The organism is Curtobacterium sp. PhB146, from assembly GCF_004342995.1.
GTDB lineage: Bacteria > Actinomycetota > Actinomycetes > Actinomycetales > Microbacteriaceae > Curtobacterium.
In genome coordinates this window covers 407,581-426,782 of record NZ_SMBN01000001.1, presented here as the reverse complement: position 1 = coordinate 426,782, position 19,202 = coordinate 407,581, and the positions used below count along the sequence as shown (strand labels likewise).

Annotated in this window: 17 protein-coding genes; 12 read left to right on the top strand and 5 right to left on the bottom strand. The window is 72.2% G+C overall.

Features of this window, described 5'->3' with window-relative positions; genetic code table 11:
- Positions 1-27: 27 nt before the first annotated feature.
- Genes EDF33_RS02060 through EDF33_RS02040 form a run of 5 tightly spaced genes read right to left on the bottom strand, consistent with a single transcriptional unit; the run spans position 28 to position 4,718 of the window.
- Positions 28-864 (bottom strand): class II fructose-bisphosphate aldolase, encoded by an 837-nt coding sequence (locus EDF33_RS02060; protein WP_194671778.1) that lies wholly within the window; start codon positions 862-864, stop codon positions 28-30.
- Positions 861-1,820 carry a hexose kinase gene (locus EDF33_RS02055; RefSeq protein WP_132099172.1) on the bottom strand — a complete coding sequence of 320 codons (960 nt, stop codon included), beginning with the start codon at positions 1,818-1,820 and terminating at the stop codon, positions 861-863. Before EDF33_RS02055 ends, EDF33_RS02060 begins: the two co-directional genes overlap by 4 nt.
- On the bottom strand, positions 1,817-2,938 hold the full coding sequence (nagA, locus tag EDF33_RS02050) for an N-acetylglucosamine-6-phosphate deacetylase (RefSeq protein WP_123293028.1): 1,122 nt from the start codon (positions 2,936-2,938) through the stop codon (positions 1,817-1,819). The genes EDF33_RS02055 and nagA overlap by 4 nt, the downstream gene beginning before the upstream one ends.
- Positions 2,935-3,840 (bottom strand): ROK family protein, encoded by a 906-nt coding sequence (locus tag EDF33_RS02045; RefSeq protein WP_123293029.1) that lies wholly within the window; start codon positions 3,838-3,840, stop codon positions 2,935-2,937. The genes nagA and EDF33_RS02045 overlap by 4 nt, the downstream gene beginning before the upstream one ends.
- Positions 3,840-4,718 (bottom strand): SIS domain-containing protein, encoded by an 879-nt coding sequence (locus tag EDF33_RS02040; RefSeq protein WP_123293030.1) that lies wholly within the window; start codon positions 4,716-4,718, stop codon positions 3,840-3,842. Before EDF33_RS02040 ends, EDF33_RS02045 begins: the two co-directional genes overlap by 1 nt.
- A gap of 132 nt (positions 4,719-4,850) precedes the next feature.
- On the opposite strand from EDF33_RS02040, the gene EDF33_RS02035 reads away from it, so the two are divergent.
- From EDF33_RS02035 to EDF33_RS01980, 12 genes are all read left to right on the top strand, one after another.
- The gene (locus EDF33_RS02035; protein WP_165901013.1) at positions 4,851-5,639 is read left to right on the top strand and encodes a DeoR/GlpR family DNA-binding transcription regulator; all 789 of its coding nucleotides are present in this window, start codon (positions 4,851-4,853) and stop codon (positions 5,637-5,639) included.
- Positions 5,640-5,787: 148 nt separating this feature from the next.
- Entirely contained in the window at positions 5,788-7,038 is a 1,251-nt protein-coding gene (locus tag EDF33_RS02030; protein WP_132099171.1) for a Gfo/Idh/MocA family oxidoreductase, read from the top strand.
- A 23-nt stretch (positions 7,039-7,061) separates the two neighbouring features.
- Entirely contained in the window at positions 7,062-8,387 is a 1,326-nt protein-coding gene (locus EDF33_RS02025) for a sugar ABC transporter substrate-binding protein (RefSeq protein ID WP_132099170.1), read from the top strand.
- An 11-nt stretch (positions 8,388-8,398) separates the two neighbouring features.
- A complete protein-coding gene (locus EDF33_RS02020) occupies positions 8,399-9,376 on the top strand; it encodes a sugar ABC transporter permease (protein ID WP_111083559.1) in 978 nt (325 codons plus the stop codon).
- A complete protein-coding gene (locus EDF33_RS02015; RefSeq protein WP_165901014.1) occupies positions 9,373-10,233 on the top strand; it encodes a carbohydrate ABC transporter permease in 861 nt (286 codons plus the stop codon). The genes EDF33_RS02020 and EDF33_RS02015 overlap by 4 nt, the downstream gene beginning before the upstream one ends.
- Positions 10,230-11,003 carry a hypothetical protein gene (locus EDF33_RS02010; RefSeq protein ID WP_132099169.1) on the top strand — a complete coding sequence of 258 codons (774 nt, stop codon included), beginning with the start codon at positions 10,230-10,232 and terminating at the stop codon, positions 11,001-11,003. The genes EDF33_RS02015 and EDF33_RS02010 overlap by 4 nt, the downstream gene beginning before the upstream one ends.
- A 34-nt stretch (positions 11,004-11,037) precedes the next feature.
- Positions 11,038-11,244, top strand: a complete 207-nt coding sequence (locus EDF33_RS02005) for a hypothetical protein (RefSeq protein WP_111083557.1) — start codon at positions 11,038-11,040, stop codon at positions 11,242-11,244.
- Positions 11,245-11,292: 48 nt separating this feature from the next.
- Positions 11,293-12,978 carry a bifunctional 3'-5' exonuclease/DNA polymerase gene (locus EDF33_RS02000; protein ID WP_131877762.1) on the top strand — a complete coding sequence of 562 codons (1,686 nt, stop codon included), beginning with the start codon at positions 11,293-11,295 and terminating at the stop codon, positions 12,976-12,978.
- A 23-nt stretch (positions 12,979-13,001) separates the two neighbouring features.
- Entirely contained in the window at positions 13,002-13,253 is a 252-nt protein-coding gene (locus EDF33_RS01995; protein ID WP_131877760.1) for a hypothetical protein, read from the top strand.
- Positions 13,254-13,297: 44 nt separating this feature from the next.
- On the top strand, positions 13,298-14,119 hold the full coding sequence (locus tag EDF33_RS01990) for a phosphatase PAP2 family protein (RefSeq protein ID WP_131877758.1): 822 nt from the start codon (positions 13,298-13,300) through the stop codon (positions 14,117-14,119).
- A 208-nt stretch (positions 14,120-14,327) separates the two neighbouring features.
- A complete protein-coding gene (locus tag EDF33_RS01985) occupies positions 14,328-15,974 on the top strand; it encodes a serine/threonine-protein kinase (RefSeq protein ID WP_131877756.1) in 1,647 nt (548 codons plus the stop codon).
- Positions 15,975-16,021: 47 nt separating this feature from the next.
- Positions 16,022-19,189 carry a GH92 family glycosyl hydrolase gene (locus EDF33_RS01980; protein WP_243692329.1) on the top strand — a complete coding sequence of 1,056 codons (3,168 nt, stop codon included), beginning with the start codon at positions 16,022-16,024 and terminating at the stop codon, positions 19,187-19,189.
- Positions 19,190-19,202: the final 13 nt, after the last annotated feature.

Sequence of the window (19,202 nt, the reverse complement as noted above, 5' to 3'; positions counted from 1 at the left end):
CACGGCGGCTGCCCGGGCCGCCACCGCTCAGCCGTGCAGGAGCGTCAGCAGTCGTGCGGTCTCGGTGGAGATCGCCTCGCGCCCCGCCGACACGTACTTCCGTGGGTCGACCAGGTCGGGCCGCTCGTCGAGCACGGTGCGCAGGGCACGGGTGAACAGGCCGTTCAGATGGGTCGAGATGTTGATCTTCGTCATGCCGGCCTGCACCGCGCCGCGCAGTTCGTCGTCGGACAGCCCCGACGAACCGTGCAGGACCAGCGGGACCGGCACCGCGTCACGCAGGCGTTCCACCAGGTCGCGGTCGACCGAGGCTTCGCGGGTCTGCATCGCGTGCGAGGTCCCGACGGCGACGGCCAGGGCGTCCACCCCGGTGTCGGCCACGAACGCGGCGGCATCGGTGGGGTCGGTGCGGACACCCGGAGCGTGCACGCCGTCCTTGCCGCCCACTTCGCCGAGCTCGGCCTCGATGGCGACGCCGGCGGCGTGACACCGGACCGCGAGGGCACGGGTGGCGGCGACGTTCGCCGCGAAGTCCAGGTGCGAGCCGTCGTACATGACGGAGTCCACGCCCAGGTCGATGCCGGCGGCGACGAGATCCGGGTCCTCGATGTGGTCGAGGTGGACCAGGACGTCGACGTCGGCGGCCCGGGCGATCGCCTGGGTCGCGGTCGTGATCGGTGCGAGACCGCCGTGGTACCGGACGCAGTTCTCGCTGATCTGCAGGATGACGGGCAGTCCGGCCCGCTCGGCCCCGGTGACGATGGCCTCGGCGTGCTCGAGCAGCACGACGTTGAACGCGCCCACGCCACGGTGTGCCGTGCGGGCGGTGTCGAGCAGGCCCGTCAGGGCGAGGTCGGTGATCATGCTGGGGTCCTCGTTCGGTCGGGGTGGGTCAGGAAGCGGTGGACGTCGGCGGGGTCGACCTCGCCCGCCACCGGGCGCAGGACGGCGGCGGCGCCGTGGGCGGCGGCGGACCGGAGTGCTCGGCGCAGGGTGTCGTCGGCGAAGGGGGCGCCGGTGCCCTGCTGGTGACCCGAGCGGACCAGGGCACCGACCAGACCGGCGGTCGCTGCGTCGCCCGCCCCGGTCGGGTTGCCCGAGACGCCGGGCACCGCTGGGACCTCGAGCACGTGGTCCGTGGTGTGGGCGGCGATGCCGTGCGCTCCGCGGGAGACCACGACGACGCCCGCGCCGCGTTCCAGCAGCCGGAGGGCGGCGGTGCGTTCGTCCGGGGCGCCCGTGGCCTCGAGCAGCTCTTCGCGGTTGGGCTTGCAGACGGTGGCACTCGCGCTCGCCGCCGCCAGCAATGCGGCACCGGAGCAGTCCACGACGCTCAGGACGCCGTGCTCGTGGGCCGTGGCGACCCAGCGCGCGACGACGTCGGGTGCGGCACCGCCGGGCAGCGAACCGGACACCACGAGGGCGGTGGCATCGGCGCGGCCGAGCAGTCCGTCGACCGCTGCGGCGACGGCGTCCCACTCGGTGAGGGTGAGCACCGGGCCGGGCTCACCGAACATCGTCGGGTGGGCGACGTCGTCGACCACGGTGACGGTCGTGCGGGTCGTGCCGGACACCACGACGTCGGTGTGGTCGAGGCCGAGATCGTCGAGCGCGTCCGAGATCCAGCGGCCGGGCGTCCCCCCGAGGGGCAGGACCGCGTGCGTCGCGACACCCGTCGCCGCCAGGACCCGACCGACGTTCAGGCCCTTGCCACCCGGGTGCCGTGCGACGTCGAGGACCCGCTGGGTCTCGCCGATGCGCTGTTCGGCGACCCGGTACGTGACGTCGACGGCCGGGTTCGGGGTGACGACGACGATCACGAGACCACCGCCGTCCGCAGGGGGTTCCGCACCGCACCGGTGTCGGGGTCGAGCACGAGGAGATCGGCGGGTGCGCCGACCGTGAGCGGCGCCGGCCGACCGAGCAGCCGAGCCGCACGTGTGGCAGAGGCGGCGACGACCTCGGGCACCGCGACCCCGCTCGTCAGCAGCCCACGGACCGCGTCGGCGACGGTGATCGTGCTGCCCGCCAACGACGACCCGTCGGCGAGCATCGCGACACCGCCGCGGACCGAGACCGCGGACCCGGCGATGGTGTGGTCGCCGTCGGGGCAGCCCGTCGCCGACATCGCATCGGACACGAGCACCAGGCGGCCCGGTGCACTCCGCTGGACGAGCCCGATCGTGGTCGGGTCGAGGTGGTGTCCGTCGACGATGCACTCGAGCAGGACGCGGTCGTCGGTCAGGGCGACCCCGACCGGCCCCGGCGTGCGGTGGTGCAGCGGTGGCATGCCGTTGAACAGGTGCGTGACGAGCGTGGCACCGGCGTCGATCGCGCGGCGGGTCTGCTCGGCGGTGGCGTCGGTGTGCCCGATCGCCACGACGACCCCGGCGGCGACGAACCGCGCCACGGTGTCGAGGGCGCCGGGGAGCTCGGGGGCGAGTGTCACGACCCGCAGCGCGCCGTCGGCGGCCGCCAGGTACGCGTCGACCTCGAGCGGGTCCGGCGCGTGGAGCAGGTCCACCCGGTGGGCTCCGCGGCGGGCCGGGGACAACCACGGCCCTTCGAGGTGCAGGCCCGCCAGCGTGCCGTCCGAGGTGAGCGGTCGCAGGCGTGTGAGGGCTGCGACGGTGTCGTCGGGACGCCCGGTCGCGATCGAGGCGACGAGGGTCGTGGTCCCCCGTGACCGGTGGTGCGCGGCCGCCGCTCGGGCGTCCGCTGCGGAACACGTCGCGAAGTCGTGGCCGAGTGCGCCGTGGGCGTGCAGGTCGACGAAGCCCGGCACGACGGTGCCCTCGACGGTGACCGCGGAGTCCGCGCGCGGCGGTGTGCCGGCACCGACCGCGAGCACGGTGGCGTCGTCGCCGAGGACGAGCCACCCGTCGTGCAGGTCGTGGGCGGCGGTCACGATGCGTGGCGCGCGGACGAGCGTGGTCACAGCAGCACCCCGCTCTCGAGCAGCCGCCGTGCGAGCAGACCTGCGCCGATGGCTCCGGCGGCGTCGCCGTGGGCGGCCGGCAGGATCTCCGGGGCGCGGACCCCGACGAGCCGCTCGGCCACCGCCGTGCGGAGCGGCCCGAACAGCAGCGGGCCGGACTCGGCGAGTCCCCCGCCGACGATGACGGTGTGGCAGCCGGCGACCGCGGTCGTCCAGGCGAGGGCGTCCGCGAGCACGGCGACGCAGTCGTCCCAGACGGCGGTCGCCACGGGGTCGCCGTCGCGCACCCGGAGCATGGCTGCGTGCGCCGATGCCGACCCGGAGCGGCGTGCGACTCCCCCGGCCGATGCGATCTCCTCGACCCGGAGCCCCTCGTGCGGTCCGGACGGGATCAGCACCTGGCCGATCTCCCCCGCCCATCCGCCCCCGGACACGACCTGGCCGTCGACGACCAGCGCGCTGGCCAGGCCGGTGCCGACGGGTACGAACGCGACCGATCCGCGGGACAGCGCCGTGTCACCGGTGTGGGTCTCGGCGAGGGCACCGGCGCGGACGTCGTGGCCGAAGGCGATCGGGACGTCGACACCGCGTCGGACGAGCTCGGCCCGCACGAGGTCGCGGACCGGCACGTCCCGCCACCCGAGGTTCACCGCGAGGACGACGGTGCCGGCGGCTTCGTCGACGACACCCGGCGTGACGAGCCCGACGGCGTCGAGCCGACCGCGGTCGAGCGCCCGCACTGCCAGGTCGGCGACGGCCACCGCCAGTCGGAGCCCCGACGGATCGTCGCGGGGCGTCGGGACCCGGGTCTCGTCCAGGACGAGTCCGTCGGCGTCGGTCAGCCGGGCCTTGGTGCCCGTGCCGCCGACGTCGACCCCGAGCACCGCGCCTGCGCCCGCCATCAGGTGAGGATGACCGACCGCGTCAGCGAACGGGGGTTGTCCGGGTCCAGCCCACGACCCTCGGCCAAGGCGACGGCGAACCGGTGCACGACGACGAGGCCGGCGATCGGGTCGAGGTCGTGCTGCACGAAGCGCGCACCGGTGGCGGCGACCTCGTCAGCCAGCCCCTGCGGTGCGGCACCGAGCGACCAGACGAGCCGGCCGGGCTGCGCGATGGCGATCGGCCCGTGCCGGTAGTCCATCGCCGGGTAGGACTCGGCCCAGAACTGCGCGGCCTCCCGCGTCTTGAGTGCGGCCTCGAACGTCAGGCCGACGGCGGCACCGCGGCCCACGAAGGAGACCTGCTCGGCGTCGAGCAGGTCGTCGATCGGCAGGGTCAGCGCGATCTCGGCCTGGGCGGCGAGGGCCTCGACGTCGTCGCCGATCGACGCGCGCAGCAGGGCGAGCGCCGTGGTGGCGAACCGCGTCTGCACGACGGAGCGCTCGTCGGCGAAGGGCAGTGCGACCACGTCGTCGGCGACGGCCGCGGCGGGACTGTCCGCGACGGCCGTGATCAGGACGGTGCGCTGCGACGGCAGGGCCTGCAGCAGGTCGACGATCTCGGTCGTGGTGCCCGAGCGGCTGATGGTGAGCACACGGTCGTACTCGCGCGATGCGGGGTACTCGGAGCCGGCGAAGGCGTCGGTGACCCCGAGGCCGGCCTGCTCACGGGCGACGGCGTAGCTCATCGCGATGAACCAGCTCGTGCCGCAGCCGATGACGGCGACGCGTTCACCGGGCTGGGGGAGCGCGTCCGAGAAGGTCGGCAGGAGTGCTGCGGCGGCGCGCCAGGTCTCCGGCTGGGAGGCCAGTTCGGCGCTCACGAAGGTGTCGGTCATGGGAGCCTTCCGGTCCGGTTCGATCCGGGTGATCGATGATCAGGAAGCGTAGCGAGCGATCGTGCGCGATGGAAGACCAAAGCGTCAATTCCGATCACCGAGCAGTCGCGATGGCACCGTAGGATGGCCGTCATGACCCCCCAACAGCGGCTGAACGCCCTGCTCGAACTGGTGAGCGAACGCGGCAACGTGTCGATCGCCGAGATCGGCGAGCTGCTGGGGATCTCGGCCGCCACGGCTCGACGCGACCTCACGACGCTCGCCGACCAGCGGCTCGTCACGCGCACGCACGGCGGAGCCGCGGCGCTCGGGGCCGGCTACGAACTGCCCCTGCAGTACAAGATCGCGCGCCAGGCCGAGGCGAAGACCGCCATCGCCCGTGCCGCCGCGCGACTGGTGCAGCCGGGCGAGACCGTCGGGCTGAACGGTGGGACCACCACGACCGAGGTCGCGCGGGAACTCGGCAAGAGCGAGCGGTTCATCCGTGCCGACGGTGAGTTCGGGATCACGATCGTGACGAACGCGCTCAACGTCGGGTACGAGCTGTCCGTCCGCGCCAACGTCAAGATCGTGGTGACGGGCGGGGTGGCGCGGCGGCAGTCGTACGAGCTCGTCGGCCCGCTCGTCCGCGACACCCTCGACGAGTTCGCGCTCGACCTCGTGGTCCTCGGGGTGGACGGGCTCACCGGGCAGTACGGCGCGACGACCATGCACGAGGGCGAGGCCGAGGTCAGCCGGCACTTCGCCTCGGTCGGCCGACGGGTCATCGTGGTCGCCGACTCGACCAAGATCGAGCGTTCGACGTTCGCCAGGATCTGCCCGTTGGACCGCATCGACGTCCTGGTCACCGACCAGCCCGTCCCGCCGGCCTTCGCAGCCGACCTCGCCAGCGCCGGCGTGGAGCTCGTCGTCGCCGACTGAGCCGACGGACGAGCGCCCGGATCCCGGGCGCGACGTTTCGATCGTGTAAAACCCTCCCGTCGTGGACCCATGAGCGATCCGTGAGCGCCTATTGTGCATTTATGATCGATTCGGCATCATGGGCGTCACAATCACGCAAGGGAGCGAGATGAGCATGGGCGTTGACAACGGGATCCTCCGCGTCGCGGTGATCGGGATGGGCCAGCGGTCCGCCATCGCACGGCACGTCGCCGAGGCGGTCGCCGCGGACCCGGCACTGCAGGCGCAGGTCGTCGCCGTGGCGGACGTCACCGCAGCGGGCCGCGAGCGCGGGCGGGTCGAGTACCCCGATGCGCTGGTGGTCGAGCACCACCAGGACCTCACCGACCAGGTCGACGCTGCGATCGTGACCACCCCGGACTGGACGCACGCCGAGATCGCGATCGACCTGCTCCGCGCGGGCATCGCCGTCTACCTCGAGAAGCCCCTCGCCATCACGGTCGAGGACGCCGACGCGGTCCTCAACACCGCCGCCGAGACGGGCACCTCGCTCTACGTCGGCCACAACTTCCGCCACGCGGCCGTCGTCCGCCTGATGCGCGAGATCGTCGACCGCGGCGAGATCGGCGAGGTCAAGGCCGTCTGGTGCCGCCACTTCGTCGGCAACGGCGGGGACTACTACTTCAAGGACTGGCACGCCGACCGCGCGAACGTCAACTCCCTGCTCCTGCAGAAGGCCAGTCACGACCTGGACGTCATCCACGCACTCGGCGGCGGGGACACCAGCCGCGTCGTGGGCATGGGGTCACTGTCGGTCTACGGCGACGTCACCGACCGACGGGACCGCAGCGGCGAGCTGATGGGGGACTGGTTCTCCCACGACAACTGGCCGCCGCTCGCCCAGACCGGGCTGAACCCGGTCGTCGACGTCGAGGACGTCTCGATGGTGATGATGACGCTCGACAATGGCGTGCAGGCCAGCTACGAGCAGTGCCACTTCACCCCGGACTACTGGCGGAACTACACGGTGATCGGCACCGAGGGGCGCCTCGAGAACATCGGCGACACCGGGGGTGGCGTCGTGAAGGTCTGGACGCACCGTCGTGGCTGGGACACCGCGGGGGACCGCGAGTACCCGATCGACGGCGTCGAGGACGGTCACGCCGATGCCGATCTGATCACCATGACCGAGTTCCTGCGGTCCGTCGCCCTCGACGAACCGACGGAGCTGTCCCCGATCGCGGCGCGCGCCGCGGTCGCCGCCGGTGCCCTGGCGACCCGTTCGCTGCGCACCGGTTCCGTCCCCATCGACGTCCCGCCGCTGCCGGCCGAGACGATCGCGCACTTCAGCCGGCCCGCCACACCCTCCACACGACCCGCTCCGCACCCCACCCACCCCGCCCAGACCGTCGGTTCCTGACGGCCGTGCGAAAGGACCTCCCGATGACCGCACACATCCCCGCCCGAGGAACCGGCGTCCGCCGGATCCTCGTCGGCGCCGTCGCCGCCCTCGGCGCGGCCGCACTCCTCGCCGGGTGCTCCACGTCCTCCGGGGCGTCGAGCTCCGGCGGCGACTACACCGCCGCCGCGAAGGACACCAAGGCGAACCTGACGTACGCCGTCTGGGACGAGAACCAGGTCAAGGCGATCAAGGCCAACCTCAAGGGCTTCAACGAGGAGTACCCGGACATCAAGGTCAGCGTCGACGTCACGCCGTTCGCCAACTACTGGACGAAGCTGCAGACCCAGGGCTCGAGCAACACGCTGCCCGACCTGTTCTGGATGAACGGCCCCAACTTCCAGCTGTACGCGGCCAACGGCAAGCTCGCGCCGATCACCGGCGAGGTCAAGGCCGGCGACATCGACCCCGCGAAGTACTCGAGCGCGCTGAACGACCTGTACACGTACGACGACACCCAGTACGGCGTGCCGAAGGACTTCGACACCATCGGCGTCTGGGTCAACAAGGCCCTGTTCGAGAAGGCCGGCATGGACCTGCCGTCGAAGGACTGGACCTGGGACGACTTCCAGAAGACCGGCGCCGAGCTCAGCAAGAAGCTCAAGGCCGACGGCGCGTACGGCGCGGCCGGCGGCATGGACGGCCAGACGACCTACTACGACACGATCTTCCAGGCCGGGGGATCGGTCGTGAACGCGGACGGCACGAAGTCCGAGTACGCCTCGAAGGCATCGGAAGCGGGTCTGCAGTTCTGGACGGACCTGATCGACTCGGGCGCTTCGCCGTCGATGAAGCAGCTCACCGACACCACCGCCGACCAGTGGTTCACGTCGGGCAAGCTCGCGATGTACCAGGGCGGCAGCTGGTTCCGCTCGGCCCTGACCGGCACCGCGATGGAGAAGGACATCGTCGTGTACCCCCTGCCGAAGGGCAAGGAGCAGGCGACCGTCATCCACGGTGTCTCGAACGTCGTGTCCGAGGCGAGCAAGAACAAGGCCGCGGCGCAGGCGCTCCAGGTCTACCTCGCCGGCAAGACCGCCCAGCAGCAGCAGGGCGACATGGGCGCCGTCATCCCGGCCTACGAGGGCACGCAGTCCGCCTTCACGAAGACGATGCCGGACGCCGACCTACAGGTGTTCCTCGACGCCGTCGACTACGCCAAGCCCCTGCCGGTGTCGAAGAACACCGCCGCGTGGAACACCCTCGAGACCAACCTCCTGCCGAACGCCTTCGACGGTTCGACCCCGGTCGACGACGTCGCGAAGCAGCTCGCGCAGAAGATGGACGCCGCCCTCGCCAAGGAACAGTGAGTCCCGAGCCGATGACGATCAACACCGAGCGGCCGCAGGCCGCCTCCACCCCCGCCCGGACGACGCGTTCGTCCGGGCGGGGCGCCCCCGGCCCGACGGCCGGCGGCAAGCGCGCACCCCGACGGACCGACGGCTGGTGGCCGTGGCTGTTCGTCCTACCGCTGCTCATCGGCGTCGGCACGTTCTACATCTGGCCGATCATCCAGACGTTCTGGTACTCCTTCACCAGCTGGGGCGTGTTCGGCGGTGCGACGTTCAGCGGCGTCGCGAACTACGTGCGGCTCGCCGGTGACCCGCAGCTGTACCAGTCGCTGCTCAACACGATCGTCTACACGGTCATCGTGCTGGCCGGCATCCCGATCGCGGTGTGGCTCGCCAGCCTGCTGAACACCCCGGGCCTGCGGTTCGCGCAGTTCTACCGTGTGCTCTTCTTCCTGCCCTACGTCGCCATGCCGGCCGCGATCGCCCTCGTCTGGCGCATCATGTTCAACGGCGACTACGGCATCGTGAACTGGTTCATCGGACTGTTCGGCATCGACGGTCCGTACTGGATCTCGACGCCCGGGTTCGCGCTCGTCGCGGTGAGCTTCGTCGGCCTGTGGTCGTCCCTCGGGTTCTCGATGATCATCCTCGGCGCAGGCCTCAAGGACATCCCACCGGAGCTGTACGAGGCCGCCGAGCTCGACGGCGCGAGCCGCTGGCGGCAGTTCCGCTCCGTCACGGTCCCGCTGCTCAGCCCGAGCATCTTCTTCGTGGTCATCGTCACGACGATCTCGAGCTTCCAGCTGTTCGACCTGCTCTACGCCATCCTCGGCAGCACCAACCCGGTGATCCCGAAGACGATGTCGCTCGTCTTCTACTTCTACAGCGCCGGGTTCATCGACAACGACAAGGGCTTCGCGGCTGCGATCGCCATGGTGATCTTCCTGCTCATCGGCATCGTCACGCTCGTGCAGTTCCGTGTCCAACGGAAGTGGGTGCAGGCATGACCGCAACCGTCACACCGCCACGGGCAGCACGTCGGCCCGGTCGTCGCGGCGGCAGTCACTGGTGGATCCACGTCGTCCTCGGCGTCGGCGGCTTCGCGATGGCGTTCCCGTTCGTGTGGCAGATCATTATGTCGCTGTCCACGAACGCCCAGGTGCAGTCCGTCACCCCGACGTTCTGGCCGGGGGAGCTGCAGTGGCAGAACTACGCGCAGGTGTTCGAGCGTCTGCCGTTCCTCAGCCAGCTCGGCACGTCCGTGTACGTCACGATCATCCGCACCCTCGCGCAGATCGTGCTCTGCACGCTCGCCGGCTACGCCTTCGCCCGCATGCGGTTCCGCGGCCGGGCGATCCTGCTCGCGATCGTGCTGTCGATCCTGCTCGTGCCGTCGCAGGTCTACCTGATCTCGCAGTACCAGATCGTGCAGGGGCTCGGATGGCTCGACACCCTGATGGGGATCGTCGCGCCGGGCCTGTTCAGCGCGTTCGGCACCTTCCTGATGCGGACGGCGTTCCTGAACATGCCGCCCGAGCTCGAAGAGGCTGCGCGCATGGACGGCGCGAACCCGTTCCAGACGTTCTGGCGGATCATGCTGCCGCTCGCCCGTCCCTCGATCAGCGTGCTCGCGATCACGACGGTGCTGTGGTCGTGGAACGAGCTGCTCTGGCCGCTGGTCGTCTCGACCCGTGCCGAGGACATGCCCCTCGCCGCAGGACTCGCGACGCTGTCGAGCGACCGGACGATCGACTACCCGGTGCTCATGGCCGCGAGCCTGATGGCCATGGCCCCGGTGCTCATCATGTTCATCGTCCTGCAGCGGCGGGTGATGGACGGGCTCGCCTCGTCCGGTCTGAAGTGACCGCCGACACCCCCGGCCAGGAGGCCCGTCCCGCGTCCGTCGCGGTCCTCGCCGCCGCCGTGGGGTCGCCGGACGACTCCGCCACGGTGGCGGCCGCACTGGCCGCCACCGTGGCCGACGCGGAGCCCGCGCAGCGGGACGCCCTGCTGGTCGCCGCATTCCGCGCGGCCGTGCCCGGCAACGCTGCGGCGCTCGAGGCGCGGGGGCTCCCGCGCCGCCTCGCCGAGGCGTCCGTGGCGGACGTCGACCGCAAACTCGACCGGTACGGTCTGCGTGGCACGGGGGTGGACTGGCTCGTCGCGGTGGCGACCGGTCGCGTGGTGGCCGTGGGGCGCCTCCAGTACGAACTCGGCGACCACCTGCCCGACGGCCAGCCGGCCTGGGGCGTCCACGTACCGGAGGCCGGGCCGCTCGATCCGGACGCCTGCGACCGGTCGTTCGCCCGCGCGCCGGAGGTGCTGCGCGCCCTCGCACCGGCACTCGCCGCCGACCGGTGGCAGTGCCGCTCGTGGATCCTCGATCCCGGTCTGGCCACGGTGCTCGGTCCCGACGCGAACCTGGTGCGCTTCGCGCGACGGTTCCGCCTCGCGCCACCCGGCCCGCACGACGGCGCCGAGGGGGACGAGAGCGTGGCGAAGTTCGTGTTCGGCGTGCCGCTGGCCACCGCGCGGGCCTCGAACGCGTCCGGTCGACTGCCCCGGGCGGTGCTCGACCGGTGGGCGGCGGGCGCGCACTGGACCGAACGGACCGGCACCGCACCCGTCGTCTGATCGCGCGCAGCAGTCAGCGCGTACCGTGCAGCGCATGACGAAGCCCGACCACGACCACCTCGACGACGGCGTGGACATGACGTTCGAGGAACGACGCCAGGACACCTTCCGACGCATGTCCGGGTCCGACGCGCACGACGCCGACCCCCGGGTCGAGGTGTCCCGGGCCGAGGACGGCGACGTCCGCATCGACGTGGCCGACACCGCAGCCGTGCGCCCCGGCGGTCCGAAGCGCGCCTGATCCGTCACCCCGTCAGCCGGTGACGGTGGGGCACGGCATGATCGTTCCGTGCACCTCGTCCTCCGCCGCGTCGACGGCGGCGTCCTCGCGACGCCCCTGACCGACTCGGGGACCGCTGACGGTGAGCCGATGCGCGTGGACGAGTCGGCCCTCCCGGCCTTCGTCGCGGCGCACGACGCACCGAGCGTGCGCTGGGTGTGGGACGACACCGCGCGCTGGTACCCGGCCGTGCTCGCCGCCGGCGGACGCGTGGGGCGCTGCGTCGACCTGCGGTTGTGCCGACGGATCCTCCGCGCAGCGCTGGCCGCGCGTGGCTCCGCACTCGCGGCGGCACCGGCGGACGCGCTCGACGCTCCGGTGGCGGAGGCCCGGGTCGTCCGGCCGACGCAGGCCCAGCTCTTCGACGACGCCCTGTTCACCGCTTCGGTGCCGGACGACGACGTCGACCCGGTCGCCGAGTTCCGGGCCCAGCTCGCGGCGGTCGCGACGTCGACGTCGCCCGGTGCCCTCCGCCTGCTGACGACGGCGGAGTCTGCCGGAGCCCTCGTCGCGGCGGAGATGCTGCACGCAGGGCTGCCGTGGCGTGCCGACGTGCACGAACGCTTGCTCGAGGAGACGCTCGGACCGCGCGTCCCGTACGGCGTGCGGCCGCGCCGGCTCGAGGAGATCGCCACCGTCGTCCGCGAGCGCCTCGACGACCCGACGCTCAACCCGGACTCGCCGGCCGACGTCCTGCGGTCGTTGCGCCGTGCCGGGCTCATGGTGACGAGCACCCGCAAGTGGGAGCTGCAGGAGATCGAGCACCCCGTCATCGAACCGCTGCTCGAGTACAAGCGACTCGCGCGGCTCCTGACGGCGAACGGTTGGACGTGGCTCGACGACTGGGTGCGCGACGGCCGGTTCCACCCGAAGTACGTGGTCGGCGGCGTCGTCACCGGGCGCTGGGCAGCCGACGGCGGGGGAGCGATGCAGCTGCCGAAGGGCATCCGCGGGGCCGTCATCGCCGACCCGGGCTGGAAGCTCGTCGTGGCCGACGCTGCGCAGCTGGAACCGCGCGTGCTCGCCGCGATGGCCGGCGACCGGGCGATGGCCTCCGCGGGCGACGGACGCGACCTGTACGACGGCGTCGTGGCCTCGGGCGCAGTCGAGACCCGGCAGCAGGCGAAGGTGGCCATGCTGGGCGCGATGTACGGCGCCACTCAGGGCGAGGGTGGTCGGCTCGTCCCGCGCCTGGTGCGGGCGTTCCCGCGTGCGCTCGACCTGGTCGAACGCGCCGCACGCGCGGGGGAGCGGGGCGAAGCCGTCACGACGTTGCTCGGTCGGACGTCACCCGTTCCGGAGTCGTCGTGGTTCGAGGCCAGGAACCAGGCCTACACGGTCGAGGGGACGCCGGCGATGCAGCGTGCCGTCGAGTCCCGGGCGCGGAGCTGGGGGAGGTTCACCCGGAACTTCGTGGTGCAGGGGACCGCGGCCGAGTGGGCGCTCGCGTGGATGGGGTCGTTGCGCTCCCGGCTCACCGCTCGGTTCCCCGGGGCGGTTACGGACGGGCCGCACCTGGTGTTCTTCGTGCACGACGAGATCGTGGTGCACGCGCCGGAGGAGCACGCCGAGTGGGTGGCGACGCAGATCCGCGAGGCCGCGGTCGACGCCGGTCGGCTGTTGTTCCAGGACTTCCCGGTGACGTTCCCGCTGTCGGTCGCGGTGGTGGGGGCGTACTCCGAGGCGAAGGACTGACCGGTACCTGGTTGCATGGTGTCGTGACGACTCCGTACCGAAGGTCAGACCACCGGGGTGCCGCCGTACTGCTCACGGTGCTGGTGGTGGTCTGCTGGGTGGCCACGATCGCGTTGCCGATCGTCGCCCTGTCGTTGATGCTCCACGTCGAGGCGCCGGCGGAGCGGGCCGTCCCGATCGTCATCGCGTGGTTCATGACCCCGTTCATGACCGCGGTCGGTGTGACCATCGGGCTCGTCATCCTCCAGCGGTCTCGCCGGGCGAGCAGGCAGTAGTCGCGGCCTCGGCGGTTCCCGGGCGCTTCGGGCAGGCTGGACGGATGGACACCGAACGCGGGGACGCCGCCGACCGCACCGTCGGCGAGGTCGACCTCACCCGCTGGCGCACCCGCGCGGGCCGGGCGACCGCGCAGGGGTGGACCACGCTCGGCCACCGGTACGGCGCGATGCCGCTCCTGCTGCTCACGCTGGCCGTCGGGATCGGCATCGCCGTCGTCGCGACCTGGCTCGCCTCCGAGGTCTACGACGCCGTCCGCGAAGCCGACGACGTCGCCGTGCTCGACCGCCCGGTGCTCGACTGGGCACTCACCCTCCGGTCGCCCGTGGGGGATCGCCTGGTCACGTGGTGGACCGACATCGCGGGCACGATCGGCATGCCCATCGTCGCCCTCGGGTTCCTGGTCGGGTTCACCATCCAGCGTCGGGCGTGGACCCCGTTGGTGCTGCTCGTCGCGGCGAGTGGCGGCTCGCTGCTGATGACGATCGCGGGCAAGGACCTCATCGGTCGAGCGCGTCCGCCGCTCTCCGACGCGGTGCCGCCGTACGAGCACTCGCCGTCGTTCCCGTCCGGCCACACCCTCAACGCGACGGTGATCGTGGGCACGATCGTGTACCTGTTGCTCCTGCGGCAGTCGCGGGTCGTCACGCGGGTGTGGACGATCGTCGTCGGGACCCTGTTCGTGCTGTCGGTCGGGGCCTCGCGGGTGTTCCTCGGGCACCACTGGCTCACCGATGTCCTCGCGGCGTGGGCGCTGGGGCTCGCCTGGCTCGCCCTCGTGATCACGGCGCACCGGCTGTACCTGACGGCGCTCCGCCACGGCGCCGAGCCCACCCCGGACGGCGACATCGTCAAGAAGACTTGAACCGACGCGTTCCCGGTTCCAGTTACTGCTCCAAAACTTGAACGACTCCCCTCTGAGCGGCGTGAGACGACCGGCAGTGAAGCCTCGCGCACATCTCGTGAGCAGAAGACGTCGAGTCAGTCGAATGGACTCGACACCTTCTGCTCACCAAGCGCCGAGACCCGACGGATGAGCGGGGCCGTCAGCCGCTACCGGTAGGTTGCCCGTCATGGAAGAACGGGTCTTCGGCGGCAGGTACCGCGTCACGGGCACGCTCGGACACGGTGGCATGGCGTCCGTGTACCGGGCGGTCGACGAGCAGCTCGGCCGCGAGGTCGCCATCAAGGTGTTCCGCATCGGACCGGTCGACCACGGTGAACGCGCCCGCGCCGAGTCGGAGATCCAGACGCTCGCGACACTGCGCAGCCCGGCCCTCGTCACCCTGTACGACGCTGCCCTCGACGACGAGGACGGGGACTCGTACCTCGTCATGGAGCTCGTGCCCGGCAGCGACCTGGCCACCCGGCTGCGCGAAGGACCGCTCGACCCCACGACCGCTGCCCGCGTCGGCGCACAGGTGGCCGACGGGCTGAGCGCCGTGCACGCCCAGGGCATCGTCCACCGCGACGTGAAGCCCGCCAACGTGCTGCTCGAGCGCGACGGCAGCCACGTCAAGCTCGCCGACTTCGGCATCGCCCTGCTCCGTGACGCCTCGCGCGTGACGGGGACGGGCACCGTGATGGGGACGGCCGCGTACCTCGCGCCGGAGCAGGTCCTGGCGCAGGAGATCACCGGCAAGGCCGACGTCTACGCGCTCGGGCTGGTGCTGCTCGAGTGCTTGACCGGCGGGACACCGTTCCCGGGCAGCGCGATCGAGTCCGCGACCGCGCGACTCACCCGCAGCCCGGAGATCGACCAGCACCTGCCGACGGCCTGGCGCACGCTCCTGCACGTGATGACCGCGCAGGACCCGGCCGAGCGTCCGAGCGCGGCCGAGGCAGCCGAACGACTCCGCGCCCTGGGCCGCGACGAGCCCGGGCCCGCCACGCAGCTCCTGCCCGGCGGTCCCGGCACGTTGACGGCAGCCGGTGCCGGCGCGGCAGCCGGAGCAGCCGCGGCCGGTGCCGCTGCCGCCGCCACGGCTCCGATGGCCTCGCACGCGGACGACGCGACCCGCGTGATGCCGGCGAGTGGTGCCTCCCGTCCGGGTGGACAACCGGGCGCGGACGACGCGACCCGCGTGATGGACGCCCAGCAGCCGAACGCCGCGGACGACGTGTCGACCACCGTCCTCGGTGCCCAGCGCGGCACCGGCGGCCCGACCGGCGGAGGAGGCGGGGTGCCACCCGCGGCCCCACCCGTCCGTCCGGGCTCCGGTGACGACTCGGCGAAGCGCGAGAAGCGACGCAAGGGGCCGATCATCACGGCGATCGTCGTGGTCGTCCTGGTGCTGGTCGGCATCGGGGTCGCAGTGTTCGCACTGAACGGCGACGACGACGGCACACCGGCTCCGACGGACACGAACTCGACCGCGCCGACGGAGCAGCAGCCCAGCGAGGAGCAGCAGCCGAGCGAGGAGCAGCAGCCGAGCCAGGAGCAGCAGCAGCCGAGCGAGCCGGCTGAGCAGCAGCCCTCCGAGCCGGCTGAGCAGCCGTCCGAGCCCGCTGAACAGCCGAGCGAGCCCGCCGAGCCCAGCCAGGAGCCGTCGGTCGGTCCGGAGCCGAGCGCGCCGGTCTCGAACCCGGTGCAGGAGCCGCAGGACGGCGCCGACCCGGCCGACGGCGCAGCCGACACGACGACCGACACGACGACCGACACCTCAGCGGACGCCGGTCCGGGCAACTCGGGGAACGCGCCCGGGCAGAACAAGGGCTGACACGCCGAGCGTTTTCGTCCAGACGCTGGACCAAATACGCTGGACCCGTGCGAGAACTGCAACGGAGCGGTGGGCCGACGACGGCCGTCGCGGCGCGGAACGGTGTCGGCTTCGGATCGTCGGAGGGGTGGCTGGTCGAACGACCCGCGGGTGACGGCGCTGTCGTGGCGCTCGTCCCCGGCTCCGGTGGCCGGGTGGTCGCGTCCGGCGACGAACTGTCGTGGGTCTGGTTCCCCGAACGCACGCTGCCGCAGGGCGCCAACGAGCCCACCGAGGCGGACCTGCCGCACTTCTGGGACGCCACGGCCTTCGCCGTCGACGTCGTCTTCACCGACGGCACACGACTGAGCGAGCACGCGGCCGCGCACGGCGGACACGCCCGCGACCAGTACGGCGACGCGCTCACGCCCGAGGCGCAGGACGCAGCCCGCAAGCAGTGGGTCGACCAGTGGAACCGTCGCGCGGTGGACCTCACGCCGTTCGCGGGGCTGGTCGTCGACCGACTGGAGGCCCGGCTCGGCTCCGACACGCAGCCGTCGGACGCCGACGGGGAGCGTCCAGCCCTGCGCGGCTGGCTCGACGACGTCCGGATCGCCCCGGCACGCCCGGCACCGGTCAGGCCGCTCGACCACGTCCGCACGACCCGCGGCACGCAGGCGTCGTCACGGTTCTCCCGCGGCAACAACGCGCCGCTCGTCGGCATCCCGCACGGCGGGGTCTTCGGCCTGCCGATGACCGACGCGTCGAGCAACCGCTGGCCCTACGCGTACCAGGAGCACTCGCGCACCGACGCCGACGGGCGGGTCCGACCGGCGATCCAGGCGTTCGCGACGAGCCACATCCCGTCGCCGTGGATGGGGGACCGCGGCGTGTTCCAGGTCATGCCGTCGCCGCTCGACACCCCCGACGTCGACCGAGCCGCCCGCGCGCTCGGCTTCGACCACGACGACGAACTCGACGGTCCGCACCGGTACCGGGTCGCCCTCGACCAGGGTGTGACGGCCGAGATGACCGCGGGGGAGTTCGCCCTCGGCTTCCGGTTCACCGGTACCCGCAGCATCGTGCTCGACCACCACGGGTGGGTCTCCGACGTCTCCGTGACCGTGACCGACGGCACCGCCGTGGTCGAGGCCCTGCTCGACGACCGCCCCGGCACCCCGCCGCACCACGTGCACGTCCGGATCCCGCACGTGACCGCGGACCACACCAGCATCGGCGAGCACGAGCTGCGCGGCTGGCTGGCCGTCGACGGCGACGGAGCGGTCGACGTCCTGCTCGGCATCTCGACCGTCTCGATCGAGGACGCCCGCGCGAACCTCGACGACGCCGGCTCCTTCGACGCCATGTGCACCCGCGCCGAGGCGCTCTGGACGGAGAAGCTCGCGACCCTGTCGTTCGACGGAGCCACCCCGGACCAGCTGGTGAGCCTGTACTCCGGCCTGTACCGGCTGTTCCTCTACCCGAACCGTGCCGGCGAGGCCGCCCTGACCGGGTCGCCGCACCACCGTTCCCCGTACGGAGCCGTCCTCGCCGACCCGATCCGTGACGAGCCCGGGCCGGAGGTCGTCGAGGGGCCGTTCACCACCACGAACGGGTTCTGGGACACCTACCGCACCGCCTGGCCGCTCCTCGGACTCCTCACCCCGGAGACCGCCGGCGAGCTCGCGCAGGGCTTCGTCGAGCACCACCACGACGGCGGGTGGACCCCGCGCTGGAGCGCCCCCGGCGCCGAGGACTGCATGACGGGCACCACGAGCGACACCGTCTTCGCGGACCTCGCGGCGAAGGGCGTCACCGGGTTCGACCTTGCCGAGGCGTACCGGAGCGCGGTCCGCAACGCGACCGTCCCGCCGCGCGACGAGCGCGTCGGACGCAAGGGGAGCCTCCCGGGCGCCTTCCGCGGCCACGTCGACACCGCGACGTCCGAGGGGATGTCCTGGACCCTCGACGCCGCCATCAACGACTGGGGGCTCGCGGTGATGGCGGGGCTGCTCGCGTCGCGGGCGGGCACGCCCGCCGACCTGTCCCGGTACGAGGCCGAGGCGGAGTGGTTCGCCCGTCGATCGCTGCAGTACCGGCACGTGTTCGACTCCGAGCGGGGCTTCTTCATCGGCCGCGACCCCGACGGCTCGTGGCGGGTCGGCACCGAGTTCGACCCGCGCGACTGGGGCGACGACTACACCGAGACGAACGCGTGGGGTACGGCCTTCACCGCACCCCACGACGGTGCCGGCATCGTGGACCTGCACGGCGGCCCGGCGCGGTTCGACGCCACGATCGACGCCTTCTTCGCGACGCCTGAGACCGGCGCGACCGTCCGCTCCGGCGCGTACGGCTTCCCCATCCACGAGATGACCGAGGCCCGCGACGTCCGGATGGGCATGCTCGGCCTGTCCAACCAGCCGGCGCACCACATCCCGTTCTTCCCGATGTTCACCGGTCGGCACGACGACGCGCACCGGATCGTCCGGGAGTCGCTCGAGCGGCTGTTCGTCGGCTCCGACCTCGGCCAGGGCTACCCCGGCGACGAGGACAACGGCGAGATGAGCGCCTGGTACGTCTTCGCGACGATCGGCCTGTACCCGCTGGCGCCGTCCACGGGCACCTACGTGCTCGTGCCGCCGTCGGTCCGCAGGACGGTGCTGCAGCAGCCGGGAGGAACGCCCACCGTCATCGAGGTCGCCGACGGTTCCGCAGGGGCGTACGTCGCGTCGGTGACGGTCGACGGCTCGCCCTGGACGTCCGTCAGCTTCCCGCACCACGTGGTGGTGTCGGCGTCGCGCATCGTCTTCACGCTGTCGTCCGAACCGCAGGGCTGGGCATCGGACACCCGGCCGGTGTCGGCCTCCGAGGTCCACGGCTACCGGGACGCCCCGGTCGACCTGCTGCCCGTCGGGACGTCGTCGGAGGGCTCGTCGGCACTGGTCGACGACACCGGGCGGACCGTCACGGCGCTCGCCGCGGGGGAGTCGGTGGCGTTCGACGTGGACTGCCCCGCCGCGTCGCTGTACACCGTGACGGTGGCGACTCCGGGGTCGTACTCGTGGCAGGTGTCCCTCGGCGAGACCGTCACGGCCGTCGACGGCGCCGAGTTCACCTGGCCCGGGCAGACCCGGGTGTTCCGGATCATCGGCGGCGGCTCGTCGTTCGTGTTCACGGCGGGTACCGACGTCGCTCTGACGCAGCTCGAGCTGATCGCGGCGGACGGTGCCTGATCTCGACCGCTGA